Below are 21,027 nucleotides of genomic sequence, written 5' to 3'. Positions count from 1 at the left end.
TCAATGATTTCCGACAAAGGGGCATAGCAATGTCATTGAAATTGGTCGCCGTCACGGCGTGCATCAGCGGTGTGGCGCATACGTATATGGCGGCAGAGCGTCTGGAAAAGCTCAGTGCGCAGGAAAAATGGCAGGTAAAAGTGGAAACGCAGGGCGCCCTGGGCATCGAAAATTCGCTGTCAGAAAGCGATATTGCGCAAGCGGATATTGTCCTGCTGGTCACCGAGATCCAGCTTGAAAACCGCGAGCGATTTGCCCACAGTCGCTGCGTTCAGACGGGTATGCATACATTTTTGCGCACGCCGGAAAAAGTGATGGCTGCCGTCAAAAAAATCGCCACCTCGCCTCAGGGCACGCAGATCGTTTTACCCTAGTTAGGTTAGGGCAGTGCTTGTTCCAACTGGCTACGGTATTGCCGGCGATACTCTGAAGGCGAGCGCTCGGTGCTTTTCTTAAACTGGCGGCAAAAATAGTTGCTGTCGACAAACCCGCAGGCATGAGCGACTTCTTTCACCTTCATGTCGTAGCCTTTCAGCAGATTTTTTGCCTGCTCCAGCCGCACATAATTCAGATATTCATTTAGCCCGACCCCGCCGCTTTTCTGGAACAGATGCGACAGATAATTCGGTGAGATATAAAACGCTTTGGCGACGGAATCGCGGGTCAGCGGCTCACGATAATATTCTTCGATGTGCTGGCGGATCGCCGTGAACAGCGCCTGACTGCGCGACGCGGTCTTAACCGAAGAGCTGAACAGATCCAGCGTATGGCTTAGCAACCCTTTTACCAAAAACTGTGCCGTTTGCTGATCGCTTCGGTGCCACGCGAGTTCATTCAAAGCCTGTAACATAAACGCGCCGACACGAGGTCCGCGCCTGCCAATATTGCCCTTTTCGCTCCCCTCAAAACCTGTACCATCCCAGTGAAGCAAGCTAAATCCAAGCTGCTGTTTGCCAAACAAAATACTCAGCGTCCGCACCGGCTTTTGCCACTGGGGGCTGTTCCAGCCATTTGCCGGAACGAACAATACATCGCCCGCCAGCATTCGCGTCGCCTGACTTTTGCCCTGCTCGTCTTCCCATTCCATCATCTGCTCGCCATCCAGAATCAGTTCCAGACGCGGAAAATCCACCTGATACGCCAGCGCGGGCACCGGATGCTGGGCACCGGCGAAATAGACATGGCGGATCCCTGTGCCGTCTTCAAGTACCGGAGATAAAACAGAAAAAAGTGGATGGGTCATGATCGGGCTACCTCTCAGCATAATCTGGCTATGATAACTAACCCCGGCTGAAGGCAGAAAGGGAACTCGCAGATTTGCGAGGAACGATGGAAAACGGCTCACTGGCCAGCCTTAAGGCCGGGCACAGTGAGCCATAAATATCTTTAAGGGCTGTAAATATTCAGGCTTGCGGAGGCTGGCCATTGGACGCACTCAGGCCACCGTCCACCGGCAGATTCACGCCGGTGACGAATCGCGCATCGTGGCTGGCGAGAAAGGCTATTACATCAGCGATTTCTTCCGGCTCTGCGCCACGGCCAAGTGGGATGCGTTCAGCGAATTTATCCAGCAGCGGCTGGTTGTCTTTAATCCCGGCCGCCATCTCGGTAAACGTCAGTGACGGGCAAACCGCGTTAACGCGCACGCCGTCTTTGCCGTGATCCATCGCAATCGAACGGGTAAAGTTGGTCACGCCACCTTTGGCCGCGTTGTAAAAGCTCATTCCCCAGTCGCCACCCATACCGGAGACCGATGAAATGTTGACGATGTTACCTTTGCTTTTAATCAGCGCGGGCATGAAGAAGCGGGTGCAGTAGAAGACGCCGCTCAGGTCGATCGCCATGATTTTTTGCCAGTCATCGAGACTCGCTTCGGTGACCTTGCCCTGCACCACGACACCTGCGCCGTTTACCAGCACATCCACGCGGCCAAATTTATCTTCGATGACCGAGGCCATGCGTTCAACGTCCTGCGCCGAAGACACATCTGCCAGATGAATATAATACTGCGTGCTGCTTAACGTGCTGGCCACTTTCTCGAGCTTTTCCTTGGTTCGCCCGACCAGCACAACAATCGCGCCCTCTTTGGCAAAACGCCGGGCGGAAGCTGCGCCCATACCTGAACCCGCGCCGGTAACGACAACCACTTTGTCTGTAAATCGGTTCATGTTCTCTCCCTGTCTTAATGAGTTGAAACTTGTATTAAGCCTAGTGGAGAAAGCCGGGCTTTGTAGAAAGCGGCCCGTCACCCCCCCCTCAATCACGCTCCAGCCGCCGTATGCCGCGGGCTGAAAGAGTCGTAACAAAGTACGAATGAACGATAAAAAAAGGGCTCCGGGTATACAGCCCCGGAGCCCAACGTGTCGGCGATTCACCGACATACTTCCACCAACGTACTCTTTACTCACATCCGGTCAGATTTTCTCTGCACGCAGACGCTTAGCCGCTTTCACCATGTTTTCCAGCGACTCGCGGGTTTCCGGCCAGCCACGCGTTTTCAGGCCACAGTCCGGGTTCACCCACAGGCGCTCTGCCGGGATACTGTCCGCCGCTTTACGCAGCAGGTTTTCGATCCACTCCACGCTTGGCACGTTTGGCGAGTGAATGTCGTAAACACCGGGTCCGATTTCATTCGGGTAATCGAATTCTTTGAAGGTTTCGATCAGATCCATATCAGAACGCGAGGTTTCGATAGTGATCACATCCGCATCCAGCGCTGCAATCGAATCCATGATGTCGTTGAATTCGCAATAACACATGTGGGTGTGGATCTGCGTGTCATCTTTCGCAATGGCGGCGTTCAGTTTGAACGCGTCTACCGCCCAGCGCAGATACGCATTCCACTCAGACTTGCGCAGCGGCAGGCCTTCGCGCAGTGCAGGTTCGTCAATCTGGATGATGCCGATACCGGCTTTTTCCAGATCTTCCACTTCGTCGCGCAGCGCCAGACCAATTTGCTTGGCAATGGTTTCGCGGCTGACGTCTTCGCGCGGGAAGGACCAGCAAAGGATAGTGATCGGGCCGGTGAGCATGCCTTTGACCGGTTTTTCGGTCAGCGATTGTGCGTACTTCGCCCATTCAACGGTGATCGCTTCCGGACGGCTGACGTCGCCGATGATGACCGGCGGTTTCACGCAGCGGGAGCCGTAGCTCTGTACCCAGCCGTTTTGCGTGAACACAAAGCCATCCAGATGCTCGCCGAAGTATTCGACCATGTCGTTACGTTCCGCTTCGCCGTGAACCAGTACGTCAATGCCCAGACGTTCCTGTTCTTTAATGGCTTGCCTGATATGTTCGCTGATACCGGTACGGTATTTGGCGCTATCGAGACGGCCTTGTTTGAAATCCAGACGCAGGCCACGGATTTCCGTGGTTTGCGGGAATGAACCGATAGTCGTTGTCGGCCATGCCGGCAGGTTGAAACGGGCACGTTGTGCCACAGCACGCCTGGTGTAAACGTTTGGACGCTCGATATCGGCGGCCGTAATAGCCGCAACGCGTTTACCGACGGCGGGATTATTCACACGGGTCGATTCACGACGGGCGCGAATTGGCGCGCTATATTCCGCCAGTTTTTGCTGTGCTTCTGCGGTCGGATTATTCAACGCAGACGTCAGCAGTGACAGCTCGGCACATTTTTGCAGGGCAAACGCGAACCAGCTTTTCACTTCATCATCCAGACGGCTTTCGACGCTTAGGTCGATCGGGCTGTGCAGCAATGAACAGGAGCTGCCGATCCAGACATGGCGGCCTTCAATCAGTGGTTTCAGGCGGTCGAACCAGGTGCTCAGATCCGCACGCCAGACGTTACGACCGTTGATTACGCCCAGTGAAATCAGCCAGTCTTTTGGCAGCGCGTTGATCACCGTTTTCAGGTCATCGCGACCGGCAACCGCATCAATGTGCAGGCCCTGCACCGGCAACTGACGAACAGTGTCGAGGTTATGGCCGACGCTGTCGAAATAGGTCGTCAGCAGCAGTTTGGTGTGGCCCTGCAATTGCTCATACGCCGGTTTACAGGCATCGAGCCATTCCTGCGGCAGTTCCAGTACCAGCGCAGGTTCATCAATCTGCACCCACTCGATGTCGCGTTTTGCCAGTTCGGCCAGTACTTGCTGATAAACCGGCAGAATATCGTTAATCAGCGAAAGACGGTCGAACTGCTCGCCTTTCACTTTGCCGAGCCACAGGTATGTCAGCGGGCCGAGCAGAACCGGTTTCACTTTGTGGCCGAGCGCCAGTGCTTCGTCCACTTCTTCCAGCAGTTGCGTCCAGGTCAGTTTGAACTGCTGACCTTTCACGAATTCCGGCACCATGTAGTGATAGTTGGTGTTAAACCATTTCGTCATTTCCGCAGCGGCAGCCGGTTTACCGGTCGGTGCACGGCCACGGCCAAGACGGAATAAGGTATCGATATCGACAGACCCGTCAGCATTCTGGTGACGTGCAGGCACGTTACCCAGCAACAGGCTGGTGGTCAGTACGTGATCGTACCAGGCAAAATCGCCGACAGGCAGCAGATCCACACCCGCATCGGCCTGTTGTTTCCAGTGGCGGGCGCGCAGTTCGCGTCCGGTTGCCAGCAGTTCTTCCTGAGTGGAATGACCTGCCCAGTAGCTTTCTTGCGCTTTTTTAAGTTCACGACGCAGACCAACGCGTGGAAAACCCAGTGTGTGATTCAGTATCGTCATCTTTTTAATTCCTGTTTAGCCGTCCAGATGTTTACACATCCATAATCCGCAGGTACTGTATATTGCACAAGCGCAAATTATTCATGTCACAGTGAAGGACTCTCATGATCGAACTGAAACACCTGCGAACGTTGCAAGCACTGCGCAACACCGGGTCACTGGCCGCTGCCGCCTCGCAGCTTCATCAGACACAATCGGCCCTGTCTCACCAGTTCAGTGACCTCGAGCAACGGCTGGGTTTCAGATTATTTGTGCGCAAAAGCCAGCCGCTGCGGTTTACGCCGCAGGGTGAAATCATGCTCAATCTGGCAGAGCAGGTGCTGCCACAAATCCAGCAGGCATTGCAGGCGTGTAATGAACCGCATCAGACTTCACTGCGTATCGCCATCGAATGCCACAGCTGCATTCAGTGGCTGACGCCCGCGCTGGACAACTTCCATCAGAACTGGCCGCAGGTGATGATGGATTTCAAATCCGGCGTGACGTTTGACCCGCAACCGGCGCTGCAACAGGGCGAGCTGGACCTCGTATTGACGTCCGATATTCTGCCGCGCAGCGGTTTGCACTATTCGCCGATGTTTGATTTTGAAGTCCGTTTGGTGCTGGCACCGGATCATCCGCTCGCGACCCAGGCCGTCATCACGCCGGAAGATCTGAGCAGTGAAACGCTGATGATTTATCCGGTGCAGCGCCAGCGGCTGGATATCTGGCGGCATTTCCTGCAACCGGCAGGCGTCAGCCCGTCGCTGAAAAGCGTCGATAACACGTTGTTATTGATTCAGATGGTGTCGGCGAGAATGGGAATTGCGGCGCTGCCACATTGGGTGGTGGAGAGTTTTGAGCGCCAGGGTCTGGTGGTAACCAAAACCCTGGGCGATGGCTTATGGAGCCGGCTATACGCCGCCGTGCGTGATGGCGAGCAGCGTCAGCCGGTCACGGAAGCGTTTATTCGTTCGGCGAGGCAGCACGCGTGCGATCATCTGCCGTTTGTTCGCGACGCGGCACGACCCAACGCCGGTGCACCCACAGTGAGGACATAATCACCGCAGCGCCCAGAATAAAGCTCGGCCAGTGTGGCTGCTGTTGCCAGATAGCCAGATTCACTAACAGCCCGGCCGGGACGTGAAAGTTGTTCATAATCCCGAGCGTTCCGGCATCCACCTGCGTCGCACCGTAGTTCCACATGAAATATCCCAGGCCCGACGCGCCAACGCCTAACCACACCAGAATCCCCCATTGCAACTCCGTGGTCGGCAATTTCTGCGGATTACCCCACAGGAACCACGCCACCACGGCGCACATCAGCGCCCCGATGTAGAACCAGGAAAAGGCCGTATGCTGCGGTACCGGACGGGTTTCCATCAGACGTTTGTATCCCACCTGCCCGATGGCAAAACAGATATTCGCCGCCTGTACCAGCAACAGCCCGATGATGAAATGCTCGCTGATGTGGTCGTAACGGATAATCGCCGCACCTGCCACCGCCAGCAGTGCGCTGAGTGCATAGCCAATACGGATTTTGCGGCCACTGATGAGATCATAAATCAGCGTCACGTACAACGGCGTCATCACGGTAAACAGCAGGAATTCCGGCACCGACAGGTACAGATAGGCTTCGAAGCTGATGAGATACATGATCCCAAGTTGCATCGCACCGACCGCCATGTACAGCAAAATGGTGGTAAGCGCATAGCCTTTCCAGCGCAGGAACGGCAGGAACACCAGCGCCGCCAGCCCCAGACGGACCAACACGGCGAAGACGCTGTCGACCTGTCCGGCGAGATAAACGCCGATCAGACTGAAGGAAAAGGCCCACAAAATGGTGGTGATAATGAGTAAAGGCACGGCAGTTGAGCCCTAAAATGTGAAAGATGGACGATTGTAGCCGAATGAGAAACAATGCGAGATACGAAGGTGGTTTACATCTGATTAATTATAGAACAAACGAGAGCCGCACCACGCTTTGAGGGAAACGTGCCCTCAAATGCCGCGCTCGGGGATGTGATGGCATACACTTAACGGATGACTGGAAATGGAGGATGAACCGATGAAACGCTTATATGGAATGATCGCCGCACTGCCATTGCTGTTGGCCGTTCACGCTGCCGGTGCCGTTGAGAAGGTGCCGAATCCGAACGATCCGCTGCTGACCAATCCGTCGCAACAGCGTATGCAGCAACAACAGCAGAATAACCAGCAAATGCAGAAGCGTCAGCAGGAGCAGGATCTGCGCAGTAATCAGCAACAGCAGCAACTCAAACTACGTTCGCAAATCCAGAGCAATCAGCAACGGTTGCAGATCCAGCAGAATAACCAGACGCTGAATCAGAAATTGAATCAGACGCCGTAATTTTTTATCAGGCGTGGTGTCTTCCACGCCTGATCCCGCCTGTTACCACCACGTTTTATTCAAAATCCGGCCCGATCACATCAATCTTATCCGTACAGATGCAATCCACACCCCAGCGCAGGAGTTCGCGCGCGCGCTCGGGGTTATTCACCGTGTACACCAGAATATGCAGGCCAGCGGCTTTGATTGCGTTTACGCGCGCTTCACTGAGCAGTTTGTGATTGAGGTGCAAAGACACGCATTCCAGTTCGTCGGTCAGCGCTTTCCAGTTTTCGTGCCAGTCGTCGATGAGTAATCCGCGCGGGAGTTCAGGGGCGGCTTTTTTGGCGGCGACCAGCGCGTCGAATTCGAAAGAGGAGAGCAGCGGCGGAACGCTCTGATCTTTCCACAGCTCACGCGCAGCGAGCGCGATGTCAGTGCCTGTTTTTTCATTCAGGCCGGTGGTCGGTTTAATTTCGATGTTCACCATCATGTGGTGGCGCGCACAGCGTTCGGCTACCTGCGCCAGCAAAGGCAATTTTTCGCCTTTAAACGCGGCGCTGTACCAGTCACCGGCGTCGAGTTGCTGAAGTTTCTCCCACGGCTGCTCACCCGCCACGCCCCAGCCATTGCTGGTGCGGTTCAGGGTATCGTCATGCAGCAGGAAGATTTCCCCGCCCTGCGCAAGTTTGGCGTCAAATTCGATCATCGAATGACCGTATTTTGCGCCCACATCAATGGCGGCCAGCGTGTTTTCTGGTGCCAGTGCGCCGCCGCCACGATGCGCCACAATGCGAGGATAAGGCCAGGCTTTCATGTTCATTCCATCCGTAATCCGCTGTGAGTATCGAAAAAGTGTAACGCTTTCGCCGGGAAAGCCAAGCGTAACAGCGAACCCGCCGTCGGGAACACTTCATGCGATAAGCGCACCACGACGCCGCTGCCTGCCAGTTTGCCGTGCGCCAGGTTATCCGCGCCCAGCAGCTCCAGCGTATTGAGTACCATCGGGATCCCGCTTTGTTGATCCTCTGTCAGCTGAATATGTTCCGGACGAATGCCCAGGGTAAGCTCGCGGCCGCCCCATTCCGGGCGCGGGACTGGCAGCGGCAATTCGAAACCGTTTTCCATCACCAGCGACGTGCCGTCCGAGGCGAGCTGACCGGGCAGCAAATTCATCGCCGGTGAGCCGATAAAACTGGCAACGAACAGGCTTGCCGGACGGCGATAGACTTCCGACGGTGTGCCGATTTGCTCGGCGATGCCTTTGTTCATCACGATCACCCGCTCGGCCAGGGTCATGGCTTCGACCTGATCGTGCGTCACGTACAGGCTGGTGGTGCGCAGCCGGCGGTGCAGTTGTTGCAGCTCGAGGCGCATCTGTACACGCAGTTTGGCGTCAAGGTTAGACAAGGGTTCGTCGAACAGGAAAACTGCCGGTTCACGCACGATAGCGCGCCCCATGGCTACGCGCTGACGCTGGCCGCCGGAAAGTTCACGTGGTTTGCGTTTGAGCAGCGGGCCGAGTTCAAGAATACGCGCGGCTTCTTCAACGCGCGCGAGGATCTGCGCTTTGCCGAAACCGCGAATTTTCAGGCCATAGGCCATGTTGTCGAACACGGTCATGTGCGGATACAGCGCGTAGTTCTGGAATACCATCGCGATGCCGCGATCTTTGGGTTCCAGCTCGGTGACGCGCTGGTCGTTGATGTAGATATCGCCGGAGGTAGTGCGCTCCAGCCCGGCGACCATGCGCAGCAGCGTGGATTTCCCGCAACCGGATGGTCCGACCATGACGATGAACTCTCCATCGGCGACGTCCAGATCGATACTCTGGATAATCTGGTTTTTGCCGTCGTAAGACTTAGTTACTGCCTGTAATTTCAAATTTGCCATTTCGGTTTACTTCTCACTGTCTACCAGACCGCGCACAAACCAGCGCTGCATCAGGAGCACCACCGCCAGCGGTGGCAATAATGTCAGGATCATGGCCGCCATCACCTGATTCCATTGGGTCGAGCCGTCGCCTGAGGAGATCATGCTTTTAATCCCGGCTACCGCCGTGCCCATCGAGGCATCGCTGGTGATCAGAATCGGCCACAGATACTGGTTCCAGCCATAGATAAAGGTGATGACGAACAACGCCGCGAGGTTAGTTTTCGACAGCGGCAGCACGATGTCCCAGAAAAAGCGCATCGCACCCGCGCCGTCGATACGCGCGGCTTCCAGCAGCTCATCCGGCAGGGTCATGAAGAACTGGCGGAACAGGAACGTCGCGGTCGCCGAAGCCATCAGCGGCAGCGTCAGGCCGGTATAGCTGTCGAGCATATGCAGATTAGCGATCACCTGTACTGTCGGGAAAATACGCACTTCCACCGGTAACATCAGCGTCATAAAAATAAGCCAGAAGAACAGGTTACGTAGCGGAAAGCGGAAATAGACGATCGCGAATGCCGAGAGCATTGAGACAGAGATTTTGCCGACGGTGATGACGATCGCCATGATGAAGCTGTTGATCAGCAGACGTCCGAATGCCGGACTGTTATTGCCGACGCCCTGCGTCCAGATAGCGCTGATGTTTTCCCATAAATGCGAGCCGGGAATGAGCGTCATCGGCACGTCAAAAATCTGTTTGTTATCCAGAGACGCTGCGACAAACGCGACGTACAGCGGGAAGAGGATCACCAGCACGCCGAGCAGCAGCATGATGTGGCTGAAAATATCCAGCCCTCTGCGGTTTTCAATCATTGGTAACGCACCTTACGCTCGACGAAGCGGAACTGAATGAACGTCAGGCCAATCACCAGCATCATCAAAATAACGGACTGCGCGGCGGAGCTGGAGAGATCCAGACCGGAGAAACCTTCACGGTATACTTTATAGATAAGCGTGGTGGTCGCCTGTACCGGACCACCGCCGGTCGCGGCATCGATCACCGGGAAGGTATCGAAGAAGGCGTACACCAGATTCACCACCAGCAGGAAGAAACTGACCGGCGAAATCAGCGGCAGCACCAGATTGAAGAAGCGCCGCACCGGGCCTGCACCATCAATCGCGGCGGCCTCCACCAGTGATTTGGGAATGGACTGCAACGCGGCGAGGAAGAACAGGAAGTTGTAGCTGACCTGCTTCCAGACCGATGCCAGCACCACCAGGAACATCGCCTGTCCGCTGTTTTGCGCGTGGTTCCAGTTGTAGCCGATCGACGCCAGGAAATGCGAAATCAGGCCTAGGCCGGGGCTGAATAAAAACATCCATAAGACGGCAGCCACGGCGGGTGCGACGGCGTAAGGCAGGATCATCAGCGTCTGATAAATACGGCTGCCGCGAATGACGTGATCGACCAGCGCGGCGAAAAACAGCGACACTGCCAGCCCGATAAACGCCACCATAAAGCTGAATTTTAGCGTGGTGTAGAAGGATTCGAGGTAGTACGGATCCGCAAACAGCTGCGTGAAGTTAGTCATGCCAGCAAACTGGCTGGATAACCCGAACGGATCCAGCGTCTGCACCGAATACCACAGCGCCTGACCGGCAGGCCACAGGAAAAATATCGCGGTGATCAGCAGCTGCGGCAACACCAGTGCGTAAGGCAACCAGCTGCAACCAAAACCGGGACGGTGTGAACTCATAATGGTTTACTCATTGATTTGAAAGGCTCCCTCCCTGGCGAAGGGGCGGGTGCAAACCAGGTTAGTTTTGTATTTGGCTTTTAGCTCCTCCCCTGCGAAGGAGAGGGAGAAAAACAAGCTGGTTTTGTATTTAGCTCCTCCCCCTGCGAAGGGGGAGGTTGGGAGGGGGTTTAGCAAACAACGTCTGATTCACAGTTGCCATTAATATCCCACCCCAACCCCCTTCGCAGGAGAAGGGGCTAAAAATTACTTCGTCGAAGCCTCGAAGCGGCGCAGAAGAAGATCCCCGCGTTGTACCGCAGTGTCTAAAGCTTCTTTCGCCGTTTTCTTACCGCTCCACACGCTTTCCAGCTCTTCGTCCACGACCGTACGAATCTGCTGCATATTGCCCAGACGCAGGCCTTTGGTGAACGCTAACGGTGGCTTGTTCAGCATCTGGCGGGTTGCGACGTCAGAACCTGGGTTCTTCTCGTAGAAGCCTTCTTTTTTGGTCAGCTCATACGCGGCGGTCGTCACAGGCAGATAGCCGGTTTTCTGGTGCCATTCGGCGGCGATTTCCGGGGTGGTCAGGTATTGCAGGAATTCGGCGACGCCTTTGTAAGTGCCTTTGTCTTTACCGTTCATCACCCACAGGCTCGCGCCGCCGATGATGGCGTTTTGTGGCGCGCCCTTCACATCCGCGTCATAAGGCATCATGCCCACGCCGTAGTTGAATTTGGAGTACTGACGGATATCCGCCAGTGAGCCGGAAGACGCCGTGGTCATCGCGCAGTCGCCGTTATAGAACTTGGCGGTGGACTCGTCTTTACGACCAAAATAGGTGAAGTCACCTTTTTTATTCATGTCTTCAAGCATCTGAATATGTTTGATTTGCTCTGGTTTGTTAAATTCCAGAACCGCCTCAGTGCCGTCGAAGCCATTGTTTTTAGAGGCGATCGGCAAACCGTGCCAGGCGCTGAAGTTCTCAATCTGGATCCAACCCTGCCAGCCGCTGGCATAACCGCACTTCATGCCCGCTTCACGCAGTTTCTGGGTATAGACGGCCATGTCCTGCCAGGTTTTAGGTGGCTGATCCGGGTTCAGACCGGCTTTCTTAAAGGCATCTTTGTTGTAATACAGCACCGGCGTGGAGCTGTTGAAAGGCTGGGACAGCAGACGGCCTTTAGAGTCGGAGTAATAACCGGATACCGTCGGCACGAACTGGGAGACGTCCTGTTTCAGACCGGCATCGCTGAACACTTCATAGACAGGCTTGATGGCTTTACTCGCCATCATGGTGGCGGTGCCGACTTCATAAACCTGCAAGATGGCGGGCGCGTTACCGGTGCGGTATGCGGCAATCCCTGCGGCCAGGCTTTCGTCGTATTTGCCTTTATAGACAGGCACGATTTTGACATCCGGGTGCGTCTGGTTAAAACGGTCGGCCAGAGAGTTCACTTCTTTGCCTAACTCGCCGTCCATGGAATGCCAGAACGGAATCTCTGTAACCGCCATCGCCTGGGTGCTGAACGCGAATGCCAGTGCGATGCAAAGTGTCGTTTTTGTAACAGCGTGCTTAAGCATGCTTGTCTCCTGAAGAGGGCTGGTGTGATGTCAGTTGGTGTAAGGATTTTCTGATTCGGGAGCTAACATGACACGGCTAAATGACAGAAAAATAACCGTTAAATGACATTGATGTGACAGAAGCGTTAACTGGAAGTGACGGACACATGGCAAAAAAAAGGCGCACCGGATAAGCGGGGCGCCTCAGAGAAGAGAATGCGGGGGATTACAGCGCGCGTTTCAGGCGGGCAACGGCCTCGTGCATTTGCTCTTCGGTCGCGGTGGCAAAAGACAGACGGAAGGTGGAGTGATCCGGGTTGTCGGCATAGAAGAATTCGCCCGGCACAAACACCACGCCCTGCTCTAACGTCTTTTTCATCCACTCGGCGCAGTTACGCGGCTCGCGAAAACGCGCCCACAGGAACATCCCGCCTTTCGGATATTCAAAGGTCAGTACGTCGCCAAGCTCGCGTTCCAGCAGTTCAGCCATGACTTCACATTTCTTTTTATATGCAGCGCGGATGGTTTCGATCTGCGCAGGCAGACGCCCCAGGCCGAGATAGCATTCGGCTATCGACTGCGACAGCGCACTGGCGTGCAAATCTGCCGCCTGTTTAATGATCGCCACTTTATGCAGCAACCAGTCAGGCATGATCACCCAGCCCAGACGCAGGCCCGGTGCCAGAATTTTGGAGAACGTCGAGGTGTAGATGATGTTCTCGGCGTTGCCGTAGAGCGCTTTGGACAGCTCAAACAGCGTCGGCTGGCGTTCGTCGGTAAAACGCAGTTCGCCGTACGGATCATCTTCCACAATCAGGAATTCATGTTGAGTCGCCAGTTGCACCAGTTGCTCACGACGCGCACGGCTCAGGGTCACGCCGCTCGGGTTGCCGAACGTCGGCACCAGATAGACGCCTTTGATTTTGCGGGTTTTCAGCAACTCAGCCAGTTCATCGACAATCATGCCGTCGCCGTCAGAACCGACGGAAAGAATCTGCGCTTCGGCCAGTTCCAGCGTTTGTAACGCCGCCAGATAGGTCGGGCGTTCCACCACGAAAATATCATCCGGGTTCACGACGGCACGCATCACCAGATCCAGCGCCTGCTGGGAACCGGCGGTGACCACGATATCGTCAGCACTGGCCACCACGCCGCGCTCTGCGCACAGCTCAGCAATACGCTCACGCAGCGTATGACTGCCTTCCGTCAGGCCGTACTGGAATGCGTGCTCAGGCTGTTCAGTGATCGCCCTTTGCGTGGCTTCACGCAGGCCATCGAAATCAAACAGCGCCGAAGAAGGAATGCCACCCGCCAGCGAAATAACGCCTTCCATTTTGCTATGTTTGAGCAGTTCCCGGATGGCTGAACTTTTGAGCCTGACCATACGGGCGGCGAGTAAACCTTCTGTGTTCATTGTTGCTCCAAATGATGCGTAAAATTTAATGAGATGTTAAGTAGGGTAATTTAAACCAAAAATAAAAACCGCAAAGCGCCTGCAGTGCGATTTTTTAATGATGCGATCTGCAGCTGATTATCGCCGGATTTTACGCCTCAAGATAGGTCTGCATACGGCTTCATTCACCCGCAAAGCGGGTATCCGTATTTCCCAGCACGCCACCACGGCCAGCAACCTTCGGTACAATCTGCAGGAGAAATAGCCGTAGATAATGGCAAGGTGGTTGCGATAACAAGTAAGAGTGGACACTACCGTCCTGATAAGGGCAGTTTTGTCCGTATATTATATTGGCTTAAACAGCATGGGGTGAACCTACAAGGTATTGCCGCCTGTCTCGCAGAACCAGGCCATAAACAGCAGTTTTTCGATGCGGAGGAAGTATGGGCAAATGGCGGCCTGCCCGGAGTAAAATATATAGAGCCACGCCGTGTTACGCCAACTTAACGTAACTCAAAACCAGTCTGCCCAACCAGACTGGTTTCAAATTTATTATTGTAATATCAAGCGCCTAAATACGCCGCGCGCACCGCTTCGTTGGCCAGCAACGCCGCGCCGGTGTCTTCCAGCACGACATGACCGTTCTCCAGCACATAACCGCGATCGGCGAGTTTCAGCGCCTGATTGGCGTTTTGCTCCACCAGGAAGATGGTCATCCCCTCTTCGCGCAGTTGCTGGATAGTGTCGAAAATCTGCTGAATGATGATCGGCGCAAGCCCGAGTGAAGGTTCATCGAGCAGCAGCAGACGCGGCTGGCTCATTAGCGCACGACCAATCGCCAGCATCTGTTGCTCACCGCCGGACATGGTGCCGGAACGCTGGACGCGACGCTCTTTCAGGCGCGGGAACAGCTGGAAAACGCGCTCCAGACGCGAGTGGAACTGTTCACGAGTGGCAAAGAAGCCGCCCATCGCCAGATTTTCTTCCACCGTCATCCGCGAGAATACGCGACGGCCTTCCGGCACAATCGCGATATCGCCGCGCATGATTTTGGCGGTCTGCCACTGCGTGATGTCCTGCCCTTCGAAAATAATCGAGCCGTGCGACGCGCGCGGTTCGCCACACAAACTGCCGAGCAGCGTGGTTTTCCCCGCGCCGTTCGCGCCGATCAGCGTGACGATTTCACCTTTATTAATGCTCAGGCTGACTTCGTGCAGCGCCTGAATTTTGCCGTAATGGGCGGATACCTGATTGAATGACAACATCGTGTTCTGTCCCTTACCCTTCGCCAAGATACGCACGGATCACATCCGGATTGTTACGAATTTCAGCCGGTGTGCCCTGCGCCAGCGGCGTACCCTGATTTACCACGTAGATGCGGTCGGAAATGCCCATCACCAGTTTCATATCGTGCTCAATCAGCAACACCGACACGCTGTGCTGGTTACGCAGTTCGGCGATCAGCTGGTTCAGCTCTTCGGTTTCGCGCGGATTCAGTCCGGCAGCAGGCTCATCGAGCATCAGGATTTCCGGACGCGTCACCATGCAGCGAACAATCTCCAGACGACGCTGCTGACCGTACGCCAGATTACCCGCCTGACGGTTCGCCAGCTCAAGTAAACCGACGCGCTCCAGCCAGTCGGCGGCGCGATCCAGTGCATCAGCTTCGGCACGGCGAAAGCCCGGTGTTTTGAACAAACCGGCCAGCACGCCACTTTTCAGATGCTGATGCTGGGCGACCAGCAGGTTTTCGATCACCGTCATTTCGCGGAACAGTCGCACATGCTGGAATGTCCTGACGACGCCCATACGGGCAATTTTCTGCCCCGGCAATCCTTCAAGATGCTGTTCGCGTAGTTTGATGGTGCCGCCGCTCGGTTTGTAGAAACCAGTCAGGCAGTTGAACACCGTGGTTTTACCGGCACCGTTCGGGCCGATCAGTGAAACGATTTCGCCCTGATTAAGGTTCAGCGCCACGTTATTGACTGCCAGCAGGCCGCCAAAACGCATCGTCAGACCTTCAACGGCTAACAGAGGTTGCGTGCTCATGCCTGTTCCCCCTGATCGGCGATTTGTTTTTTAGACAGCTTCAGTTTGAGCTGCGGGCGCTTCATCGGCAGTAAGCCCTGCGGACGCCAGATCATCATCAGCACCATCAAAGCACCGAGAAGTAACATGCTGTATTCGTTAAGATCACGCATCAGCTCCCGCGACACTACCAGCAGGATAGCCGCCAGGATGACCGCAAACTGTGAGCCCATTCCGCCGAGCACCACGATAGCCAGCACGAAAGCGGATTCCGCAAAGGTAAAGGATTCCGGGCTGACGAAGCCCTGACGTGCAGCAAACAGCGTACCGGCGAAACCGGCAAACGCAGCGCTGATGGTGAACGCGGTGAGTTTGATGCGGGTCGGATTCAGGCCAAGAGAGCGGCAGGCGATTTCATCTTCACGCAGCGCTTCCCACGCACGGCCCAGCGGCATCCGCAGCAAACGGTTGATGATGAACAGCGTGGCGACCACCAGCAGCAGCGCGACCATGTAAAGGAAGATAATGCGGTCGCTCGGGTCATAGGCGACGCCGAAGAAGTTGCTGAACGTGTCCCAGCCACCGTCGCGCGGTGTCCGGCTGAATTCCAGTCCGAACAGCGTCGGTTTGGGGATCTGGCTGATGCCGTTCGGGCCGCCGGTCAGTTCGGTGTTATTAAGCAGCAGAATACGCACGATTTCGCCGAAACCGAGCGTCACGATCGCCAGATAATCACCTCGCAATCGCAGCACCGGGAATCCGAGCAGGAAACCAAACGCCGCCGAGACCAACCCGGCCAGCGGTAATGCCTCCCAGAAACCAATGCCGTAATAATGGTTGAGCAGCGCGTAGGTGTAGGCGCCGATGGCGTAAAAACCGCCGTAGCCCAGCACCAGCAGGCCCGATAAGCCCACGACGACGTTCAGACCGAGACCCAGCATGATGTAGATGAGCGTCAGCGTGGCGATGTCCACCGTGCCACGCGAGACGATAAACGGCCAGGCGATAGCAGCGATGATCAGAACCAGCGCCAGCAGTTTTTGTTTCGGCGTCGAGCCGTCAAAACTCGGCAGAACCCAGCCCGGCCCGGAGACTTTCTTCAGACCGCTGCTCACCATCGGGCGGAACAGTTGGAAAACAAAGACAATCGCACAGCCGATGGCGATCCACGTCCAGCGCACTTCGCCCGCGCCGTTCACCACCAGTTTGGTGCCGTCGAGGCTCAGTTGCAGCCCCATGATGAATGCCGCCAGAATCAGCAGGACAAACGCAGAGACCAGCGCATTTAAGAGGTTCAGGCGCTTCATACTTTCTCTACCTCCGGACGGCCCAGAATACCGGTCGGCAACACCAGTAACACGACGATCAGAAGCGCGAAGGAGACCACGTCTTTGTATTCAGTACTCAGATAAGCGGAAGTCAGCGCTTCGGCCACGCCAAGGATCAGGCCGCCGATCATTGCGCCCGGAATGCTGCCGATACCGCCAAGCACCGCCGCGGTGAAGGCTTTCATCCCGGCCATAAAACCGATGTACGGGTTAATTACGCCATAGAACTGACCGAGCAGCACACCTGCCACCGCCGCCATCAGAGCGCCGATAACAAACGTCAGGGAGATCACACGGTCTGTGCTTATCCCAAGAAGGCTCGCCATTTTGAGATCTTCAGCGCAAGCGCGGCAGGCACGGCCCATGCGCGAATAGCGAATGAACAGCGTCAGTGCCAGCATGGCGATAAAGGTCACAACCCAGATGATCAGCTGCATGGTGCTGATGGTCGCCGCGAAGCCGTTAGTTTCGCCGATCGTCCACTGGCCGGTGACCAGGCTCGGTAAGGCGAGATCGCGCGAGCCCTGCGTCAGGCTGACATAGTTTTGTAAGAATATGGACATCCCGATGGCGGAAATCAGTGCGATCAGACGTTTGGAGTTACGCACCGGCTTATACGCCACGCGTTCAATACTCCAGCCGTAGGCACTGGAAATCACAATCGCCGCGATAAATCCGGCACCGATCAGCAACCAGCTGGCATCGATACCCATCATCATCAGGGCGGCAATCACGATAAAGGAGACATAGCTGCCGATCATATACACCTCGCCGTGGGCGAAGTTGATCATGCCGATAATGCCGTAAACCATGGTGTAACCGATGGCGATCAGCGCGTAAGTACTGCCCAACGTTACGCCGTTGAACATCTGCTGAGTGAAATAGAGGAACTGCTCTGACATACCCTATCCTTATAAATCAAGGGTTTGATAACTTGTGCTACTCCTCCCCCTGCGAAGGGGAGGTTGGGAGGGAGTTTAGTAAACAACACTGTTGCCATTAATACCCCACCCCAGCCCTCCCCTTCACAGGGAGGGAGCGGAGGACCACTTTGGTGCGGTTTTATTTGATAGGGGTAGACGTGCCGTCTTTATGCCATTCGAAAATACCGAATTCGAATCCTTTCAGATCGCCCTTCTCATCCCAGCTCAGCGGTCCCATGACGGTATCCACTGAAGCTGATTTCAGGTTTTTAGCAATGTCTGCCGGTTCCATGCTGCCACTGCGTTCCATACCGGTGGTCAGCGCCTGCAATGCGGCGTAAGTCGTCCAGACGAACGGACCGGTTGGATCCAGTTTCTTGGCTTTCAGGGAATCAACGATTGGCTGGTTAGCCGGCACCTGGTCATAGCGTTTTGGCAGGGTAACGAACATCCCTTCAGACGCATCACCGGCGATGTTAGACAGTGAGGAGTTGCCCACGCCTTCCGGCCCCATGAATTTGGCGTTCAGACCGGCCTGTTTGGACTGGCGCAGGATCTGGCCCATTTCCGGGTAGTAGCCGCCAAAGTACACGAAGTCGACGTTATCTTTCTTCAGACGTGCCACCAGCGTGGAGAAATCTTTGTCGCCTGCGGTCACACCTTCAAACAGCACGACGTTACCGCCGCCTTTTTTCAGCGCGTCCTGAACAGAGCGTGCAAGGCCTTCGCCGTACTGTTGTTTGTCATGCACAACGGCAATACGTTTTGGCTTAATGGTGTCGAGGATGTATTTCGCCGCCGTCGGGCCCTGATCGGAATCCAGACCGGTGGTGCGCATCACCATTTTGTAACCACGGGTGGTCAAATCCGCGTTGGTCGCGGCTGGCGTAATCATCAGCACGCCTTCGTCTTCATAGATATCGGAAGCGGGCTGAGTAGAAGAAGAACACAGATGGCCGATCACGTAACGGATACCGTCGTTGATCACTTTGTTCGCCACGGCGACGGCTTGTTTCGGGTCACACGCATCGTCGTATTCGACGCCAACCAGTTTGTCGCCTTTTACGCCGCCTTTGGCGTTGATATCAGCGATAGCTTGTTTTGCGCCCGTAAATTCCATATCGCCATACTGGGCAACCGGCCCTGACATTGCGCCGACGATGGCAACTTTAATGTCTTTTGCAAACGCAGCCTGGCTCATTGCCAACGCGATACACCCTGCCAGCCAGATCTTACCCTTTGTTACTTTCATCCGATTACCCCGTTGATGTGTGTTGTGGTTTGCTCTTTCTTTGCCTGTTCAAAACATCATCACTTAAGAAATTTAGTATAAGTAATAACGAGTTACCGGCTTATTTCGTCTAATTTTCAAATAAGACTTTATAATTCATATCATTAAACAGGAATTTTCTTCTGCAAATCAAATAGCACAATCAGAAATATGAGGTGTAAACAGAATTTTATCTGGGCGAATACGCGGTTCCTTTTCAAACAATCAGTGGTTAACGCTGGCATTATTGATTAAAGCCAACATTTATCGCTTATACAGGGATCTGAAAAAAAGTTTTCGACTTGATACTGTACAAAAAAAGTTACGCACCGTTTTTAGTGGATTCCGCTACACTGGCTTTCCCATTTTCTGACCTGTCCGCCTCATGAAATTAACTATCCAAAGACTCACTTCACTCAGCGCACAAGACCTGATTGATCTGGCAAAAATCTGGCCTGAGCAAACCGAAAGCGATTGGCAAAACTGCCTGAAACCGGACCGTGCGTTATTCGCTGCCGTCTTCAACGAACGTATTCTGGGCGCAGTGAAAATCCGGCTAAACGGCACACACGCCGAACTCAGTGACCTGCTGGTGCGTGAAGTGACACGCCGTCGCGGCGTCGGGTTGTATTTGATGGAAGATGCGCAGGTACAGTTGCCTCAAATCAACAGCTGGGAGATGAAGGCGGAACCTGAAAGAGTACTGGATGCGTTTATGCGGGCGTGCAGGTTTGTACGCGAAGGGAATGTCTGGAAGAAATAACGTCTGGGTTTCAGGTATAAAAAAAGCGACCCGAAGGTCGCTTTTTCACGTCAGAAACGCACTTATCAGGCTTCGATCGCCACGCGCAGTTTCTTCATCGCGTTCTTTTCCAGCTGACGAACACGTTCTGCTGAAACGCCGTACTTATCGGCCAATTCCTGCAGAGTGGATTTATTGTCGTCATCCAGCCAGCGCGCACGAATGATATCCTGGCTACGTTCATCCAGACCTTCCATCGCGGAAGAGAGCTTGTCTGTCGCGTCACGATCCCAGTTATCTTCTTCGATGCTTTCTGCGAAGTCAGAACTCTTATCTTGCAAATACAGCATCGGCGCCATCGCCGCGCCGTCGCGTGGTTCGTCATCCGGCGTTGGGTCGAACGTCATGTCCTGTGCGGCCATGCGCGATTCCATTTCCAGCACATCTTTGCTGGTCACACCCAATTCGCGGGCAACGTGCTCCACTTCGTCGTGGCTGAACCAGCCCAAACGCTGTTTGTTTTTGCGCAGATTAAAGAACAGCTTACGCTGTGCTTTCGTAGTCGCGACTTTCACGATGCGCCAGTTACGCAGCACATATTCGTGAATCTCTGCTTTGATCCAGTGCACCGCAAAGGACACCAGACGCACACCGACTTCCGGATTAAAACGGCGAACCGCTTTCATCAGGCCGATGTTACCTTCCTGGATAAGGTCTGCCTGTGGCAAACCGTAACCTGAATAGTTGCGGGCAATGTGAGCAACAAAGCGCAGGTGAGACAGGATCAGGTGTTTAGCCGCTTCCAGGTCACCGTCGTAATGCAGCCGTTCAGCCAGCGCCCGTTCTTCCTCTGCGGTGAGCATAGGATAGGCATTGGCCGCCCGAACATAGGCTTCCAGGCTACCTTGGGGTACTAATGCTAAAGCGCGCATTTCTTTGGTCATTCAAGCCTCTCATGTATGACGTAATGCAGGTTTTATACCACGTTGCTGCGGGATGATACCGCCTCGCTGCCGGTCTGCTTTTAACGAAAAGTGACCACAACAAAGCAACGCCGAGCCCTTCATATTCGCTGCTCTTCGACCACGAATTTTACATAAAGTTCATGGACGGTTTCAACAGTCTGAAGACTCTAAGTGACAGACTGACTAT

General features: G+C 54.8%; 20 protein-coding genes. 4 read left to right on the top strand and 16 right to left on the bottom strand.

What is annotated here, in order from left to right; genetic code table 11:
- The first annotated feature begins 29 nt into the window (after positions 1–29).
- Positions 30–374, top strand: coding sequence for a PTS fructose-like transporter subunit IIB (locus tag TU92_RS06950; RefSeq protein ID WP_112165609.1), 345 nt, complete (start codon positions 30–32; stop codon positions 372–374).
- A 5-nt stretch (positions 375–379) separates the two neighbouring features.
- On the opposite strand, the gene TU92_RS06945 is transcribed toward TU92_RS06950, so the two are convergent.
- From TU92_RS06945 to metE, 3 genes are all read right to left on the bottom strand, one after another.
- On the bottom strand, positions 380–1,243 hold the full coding sequence (locus TU92_RS06945) for an AraC family transcriptional regulator (protein WP_112165607.1): 864 nt from the start codon (positions 1,241–1,243) through the stop codon (positions 380–382).
- Between the two features lie 160 nt (positions 1,244–1,403).
- Complete coding sequence (gene budC, locus TU92_RS06940) at positions 1,404–2,168, bottom strand: meso-2,3-butanediol dehydrogenase (RefSeq protein ID WP_112165605.1); 765 nt, start codon at positions 2,166–2,168, stop codon at positions 1,404–1,406.
- Between the two features lie 246 nt (positions 2,169–2,414).
- Positions 2,415–4,691, bottom strand: a complete 2,277-nt coding sequence (metE, locus tag TU92_RS06935; RefSeq protein WP_112165604.1) for a 5-methyltetrahydropteroyltriglutamate--homocysteine S-methyltransferase — start codon at positions 4,689–4,691, stop codon at positions 2,415–2,417.
- Positions 4,692–4,795: 104 nt separating this feature from the next.
- Between metE and metR the strand changes: the two genes are divergently transcribed.
- On the top strand, positions 4,796–5,731 hold the full coding sequence (metR, locus tag TU92_RS06930; RefSeq protein ID WP_112165602.1) for an HTH-type transcriptional regulator MetR: 936 nt from the start codon (positions 4,796–4,798) through the stop codon (positions 5,729–5,731).
- On the opposite strand, the gene TU92_RS06925 is transcribed toward metR, so the two are convergent.
- Positions 5,637–6,536 (bottom strand): carboxylate/amino acid/amine transporter, encoded by a 900-nt coding sequence (locus TU92_RS06925; RefSeq protein ID WP_112165600.1) that lies wholly within the window; start codon positions 6,534–6,536, stop codon positions 5,637–5,639. The two genes, metR and TU92_RS06925, sit on opposite strands and share 95 nt — an antisense overlap.
- 202 nt (positions 6,537–6,738) lie before the next feature.
- On the opposite strand from TU92_RS06925, the gene TU92_RS06920 reads away from it, so the two are divergent.
- Entirely contained in the window at positions 6,739–7,041 is a 303-nt protein-coding gene (locus tag TU92_RS06920) for a DUF2756 domain-containing protein (RefSeq protein WP_112165631.1), read from the top strand.
- A gap of 55 nt (positions 7,042–7,096) precedes the next feature.
- On the opposite strand, the gene ugpQ is transcribed toward TU92_RS06920, so the two are convergent.
- The 11 genes from ugpQ to TU92_RS06865 all read right to left on the bottom strand — a co-directional run bounded on the left by ugpQ (position 7,097) and on the right by TU92_RS06865 (position 19,115).
- Positions 7,097–7,837: a glycerophosphodiester phosphodiesterase gene (gene ugpQ / locus TU92_RS06915; RefSeq protein WP_112165598.1), complete on the bottom strand. Its 741-nt coding sequence runs from the start codon at positions 7,835–7,837 to the stop codon at positions 7,097–7,099.
- Between the two features lie 2 nt (positions 7,838–7,839).
- On the bottom strand, positions 7,840–8,913 hold the full coding sequence (locus TU92_RS06910) for a sn-glycerol-3-phosphate import ATP-binding protein UgpC (protein ID WP_112165596.1): 1,074 nt from the start codon (positions 8,911–8,913) through the stop codon (positions 7,840–7,842).
- A 6-nt stretch (positions 8,914–8,919) separates the two neighbouring features.
- Positions 8,920–9,765: a sn-glycerol-3-phosphate ABC transporter permease UgpE gene (gene ugpE / locus TU92_RS06905; RefSeq protein ID WP_112165594.1), complete on the bottom strand. Its 846-nt coding sequence runs from the start codon at positions 9,763–9,765 to the stop codon at positions 8,920–8,922.
- On the bottom strand, positions 9,762–10,649 hold the full coding sequence (ugpA, locus tag TU92_RS06900) for a sn-glycerol-3-phosphate ABC transporter permease UgpA (protein WP_112165592.1): 888 nt from the start codon (positions 10,647–10,649) through the stop codon (positions 9,762–9,764). The genes ugpE and ugpA overlap by 4 nt, the downstream gene beginning before the upstream one ends.
- A 246-nt stretch (positions 10,650–10,895) precedes the next feature.
- Entirely contained in the window at positions 10,896–12,212 is a 1,317-nt protein-coding gene (ugpB, locus tag TU92_RS06895) for a sn-glycerol-3-phosphate ABC transporter substrate-binding protein UgpB (RefSeq protein WP_112165589.1), read from the bottom strand.
- A gap of 205 nt (positions 12,213–12,417) precedes the next feature.
- Positions 12,418–13,605, bottom strand: a complete 1,188-nt coding sequence (locus TU92_RS06890; RefSeq protein WP_112165587.1) for an aminotransferase-like domain-containing protein — start codon at positions 13,603–13,605, stop codon at positions 12,418–12,420.
- A 542-nt stretch (positions 13,606–14,147) separates the two neighbouring features.
- Complete coding sequence (gene livF, locus TU92_RS06885) at positions 14,148–14,849, bottom strand: high-affinity branched-chain amino acid ABC transporter ATP-binding protein LivF (protein ID WP_112165585.1); 702 nt, start codon at positions 14,847–14,849, stop codon at positions 14,148–14,150.
- 13 nt (positions 14,850–14,862) lie between these two features.
- Complete coding sequence (gene livG, locus TU92_RS06880; RefSeq protein ID WP_112165584.1) at positions 14,863–15,633, bottom strand: high-affinity branched-chain amino acid ABC transporter ATP-binding protein LivG; 771 nt, start codon at positions 15,631–15,633, stop codon at positions 14,863–14,865.
- Positions 15,630–16,919, bottom strand: coding sequence for a high-affinity branched-chain amino acid ABC transporter permease LivM (locus tag TU92_RS06875; RefSeq protein WP_112165582.1), 1,290 nt, complete (start codon positions 16,917–16,919; stop codon positions 15,630–15,632). The genes livG and TU92_RS06875 overlap by 4 nt, the downstream gene beginning before the upstream one ends.
- On the bottom strand, positions 16,916–17,842 hold the full coding sequence (gene livH / locus TU92_RS06870) for a high-affinity branched-chain amino acid ABC transporter permease LivH (RefSeq protein ID WP_112165580.1): 927 nt from the start codon (positions 17,840–17,842) through the stop codon (positions 16,916–16,918). Before livH ends, TU92_RS06875 begins: the two co-directional genes overlap by 4 nt.
- 160 nt (positions 17,843–18,002) lie before the next feature.
- Entirely contained in the window at positions 18,003–19,115 is a 1,113-nt protein-coding gene (locus tag TU92_RS06865; RefSeq protein WP_112165578.1) for a branched-chain amino acid ABC transporter substrate-binding protein, read from the bottom strand.
- Positions 19,116–19,518: 403 nt separating this feature from the next.
- Between TU92_RS06865 and panM the strand changes: the two genes are divergently transcribed.
- A complete protein-coding gene (gene panM / locus TU92_RS06860) occupies positions 19,519–19,896 on the top strand; it encodes an aspartate 1-decarboxylase autocleavage activator PanM (RefSeq protein ID WP_112165576.1) in 378 nt (125 codons plus the stop codon).
- A 65-nt stretch (positions 19,897–19,961) separates the two neighbouring features.
- Here the strand turns inward: panM and rpoH are convergent, their stop codons facing one another.
- The gene (gene rpoH / locus TU92_RS06855; protein ID WP_112165574.1) at positions 19,962–20,819 is read right to left on the bottom strand and encodes an RNA polymerase sigma factor RpoH; all 858 of its coding nucleotides are present in this window, start codon (positions 20,817–20,819) and stop codon (positions 19,962–19,964) included.
- Positions 20,820–21,027 lie beyond the last annotated feature (208 nt).

Source organism: Rahnella inusitata (genome assembly GCF_003263515.1).
GTDB lineage: Bacteria > Pseudomonadota > Gammaproteobacteria > Enterobacterales > Enterobacteriaceae > Rahnella > Rahnella inusitata.
Note: the sequence above shows the minus strand (reverse complement) of the source record. Positions and strands in the feature narration are given on the sequence as shown.

Bases quoted from the DNA above. Each gene is read 5' to 3' on its own strand.
- TU92_RS06950 (WP_112165609.1), top strand. From the start codon at position 30: ATGTCATTGAAATTGGTCGCCGTCACGGCGTGCATCAGCGGTGTGGCG.
- TU92_RS06945 (WP_112165607.1), bottom strand. From the start codon at position 1,243: ATGACCCATCCACTTTTTTCTGTTTTATCTCCGGTACTTGAAGACGGC.
- budC (WP_112165605.1), bottom strand. From the start codon at position 2,168: ATGAACCGATTTACAGACAAAGTGGTTGTCGTTACCGGCGCGGGTTCA.
- metE (WP_112165604.1), bottom strand. From the start codon at position 4,691: ATGACGATACTGAATCACACACTGGGTTTTCCACGCGTTGGTCTGCGT.
- metR (WP_112165602.1), top strand. From the start codon at position 4,796: ATGATCGAACTGAAACACCTGCGAACGTTGCAAGCACTGCGCAACACC.
- TU92_RS06920 (WP_112165631.1), top strand. From the start codon at position 6,739: ATGAAACGCTTATATGGAATGATCGCCGCACTGCCATTGCTGTTGGCC.
- ugpQ (WP_112165598.1), bottom strand. From the start codon at position 7,837: ATGAAAGCCTGGCCTTATCCTCGCATTGTGGCGCATCGTGGCGGCGGC.
- TU92_RS06910 (WP_112165596.1), bottom strand. From the start codon at position 8,913: ATGGCAAATTTGAAATTACAGGCAGTAACTAAGTCTTACGACGGCAAA.
- ugpE (WP_112165594.1), bottom strand. From the start codon at position 9,765: ATGATTGAAAACCGCAGAGGGCTGGATATTTTCAGCCACATCATGCTG.
- ugpA (WP_112165592.1), bottom strand. From the start codon at position 10,649: ATGAGTTCACACCGTCCCGGTTTTGGTTGCAGCTGGTTGCCTTACGCA.
- ugpB (WP_112165589.1), bottom strand. From the start codon at position 12,212: ATGCTTAAGCACGCTGTTACAAAAACGACACTTTGCATCGCACTGGCA.
- TU92_RS06890 (WP_112165587.1), bottom strand. From the start codon at position 13,605: ATGAACACAGAAGGTTTACTCGCCGCCCGTATGGTCAGGCTCAAAAGT.
- livF (WP_112165585.1), bottom strand. From the start codon at position 14,849: ATGTTGTCATTCAATCAGGTATCCGCCCATTACGGCAAAATTCAGGCG.
- livG (WP_112165584.1), bottom strand. From the start codon at position 15,633: ATGAGCACGCAACCTCTGTTAGCCGTTGAAGGTCTGACGATGCGTTTT.
- TU92_RS06875 (WP_112165582.1), bottom strand. From the start codon at position 16,919: ATGAAGCGCCTGAACCTCTTAAATGCGCTGGTCTCTGCGTTTGTCCTG.
- livH (WP_112165580.1), bottom strand. From the start codon at position 17,842: ATGTCAGAGCAGTTCCTCTATTTCACTCAGCAGATGTTCAACGGCGTA.
- TU92_RS06865 (WP_112165578.1), bottom strand. From the start codon at position 19,115: ATGAAAGTAACAAAGGGTAAGATCTGGCTGGCAGGGTGTATCGCGTTG.
- panM (WP_112165576.1), top strand. From the start codon at position 19,519: ATGAAATTAACTATCCAAAGACTCACTTCACTCAGCGCACAAGACCTG.
- rpoH (WP_112165574.1), bottom strand. From the start codon at position 20,819: ATGACCAAAGAAATGCGCGCTTTAGCATTAGTACCCCAAGGTAGCCTG.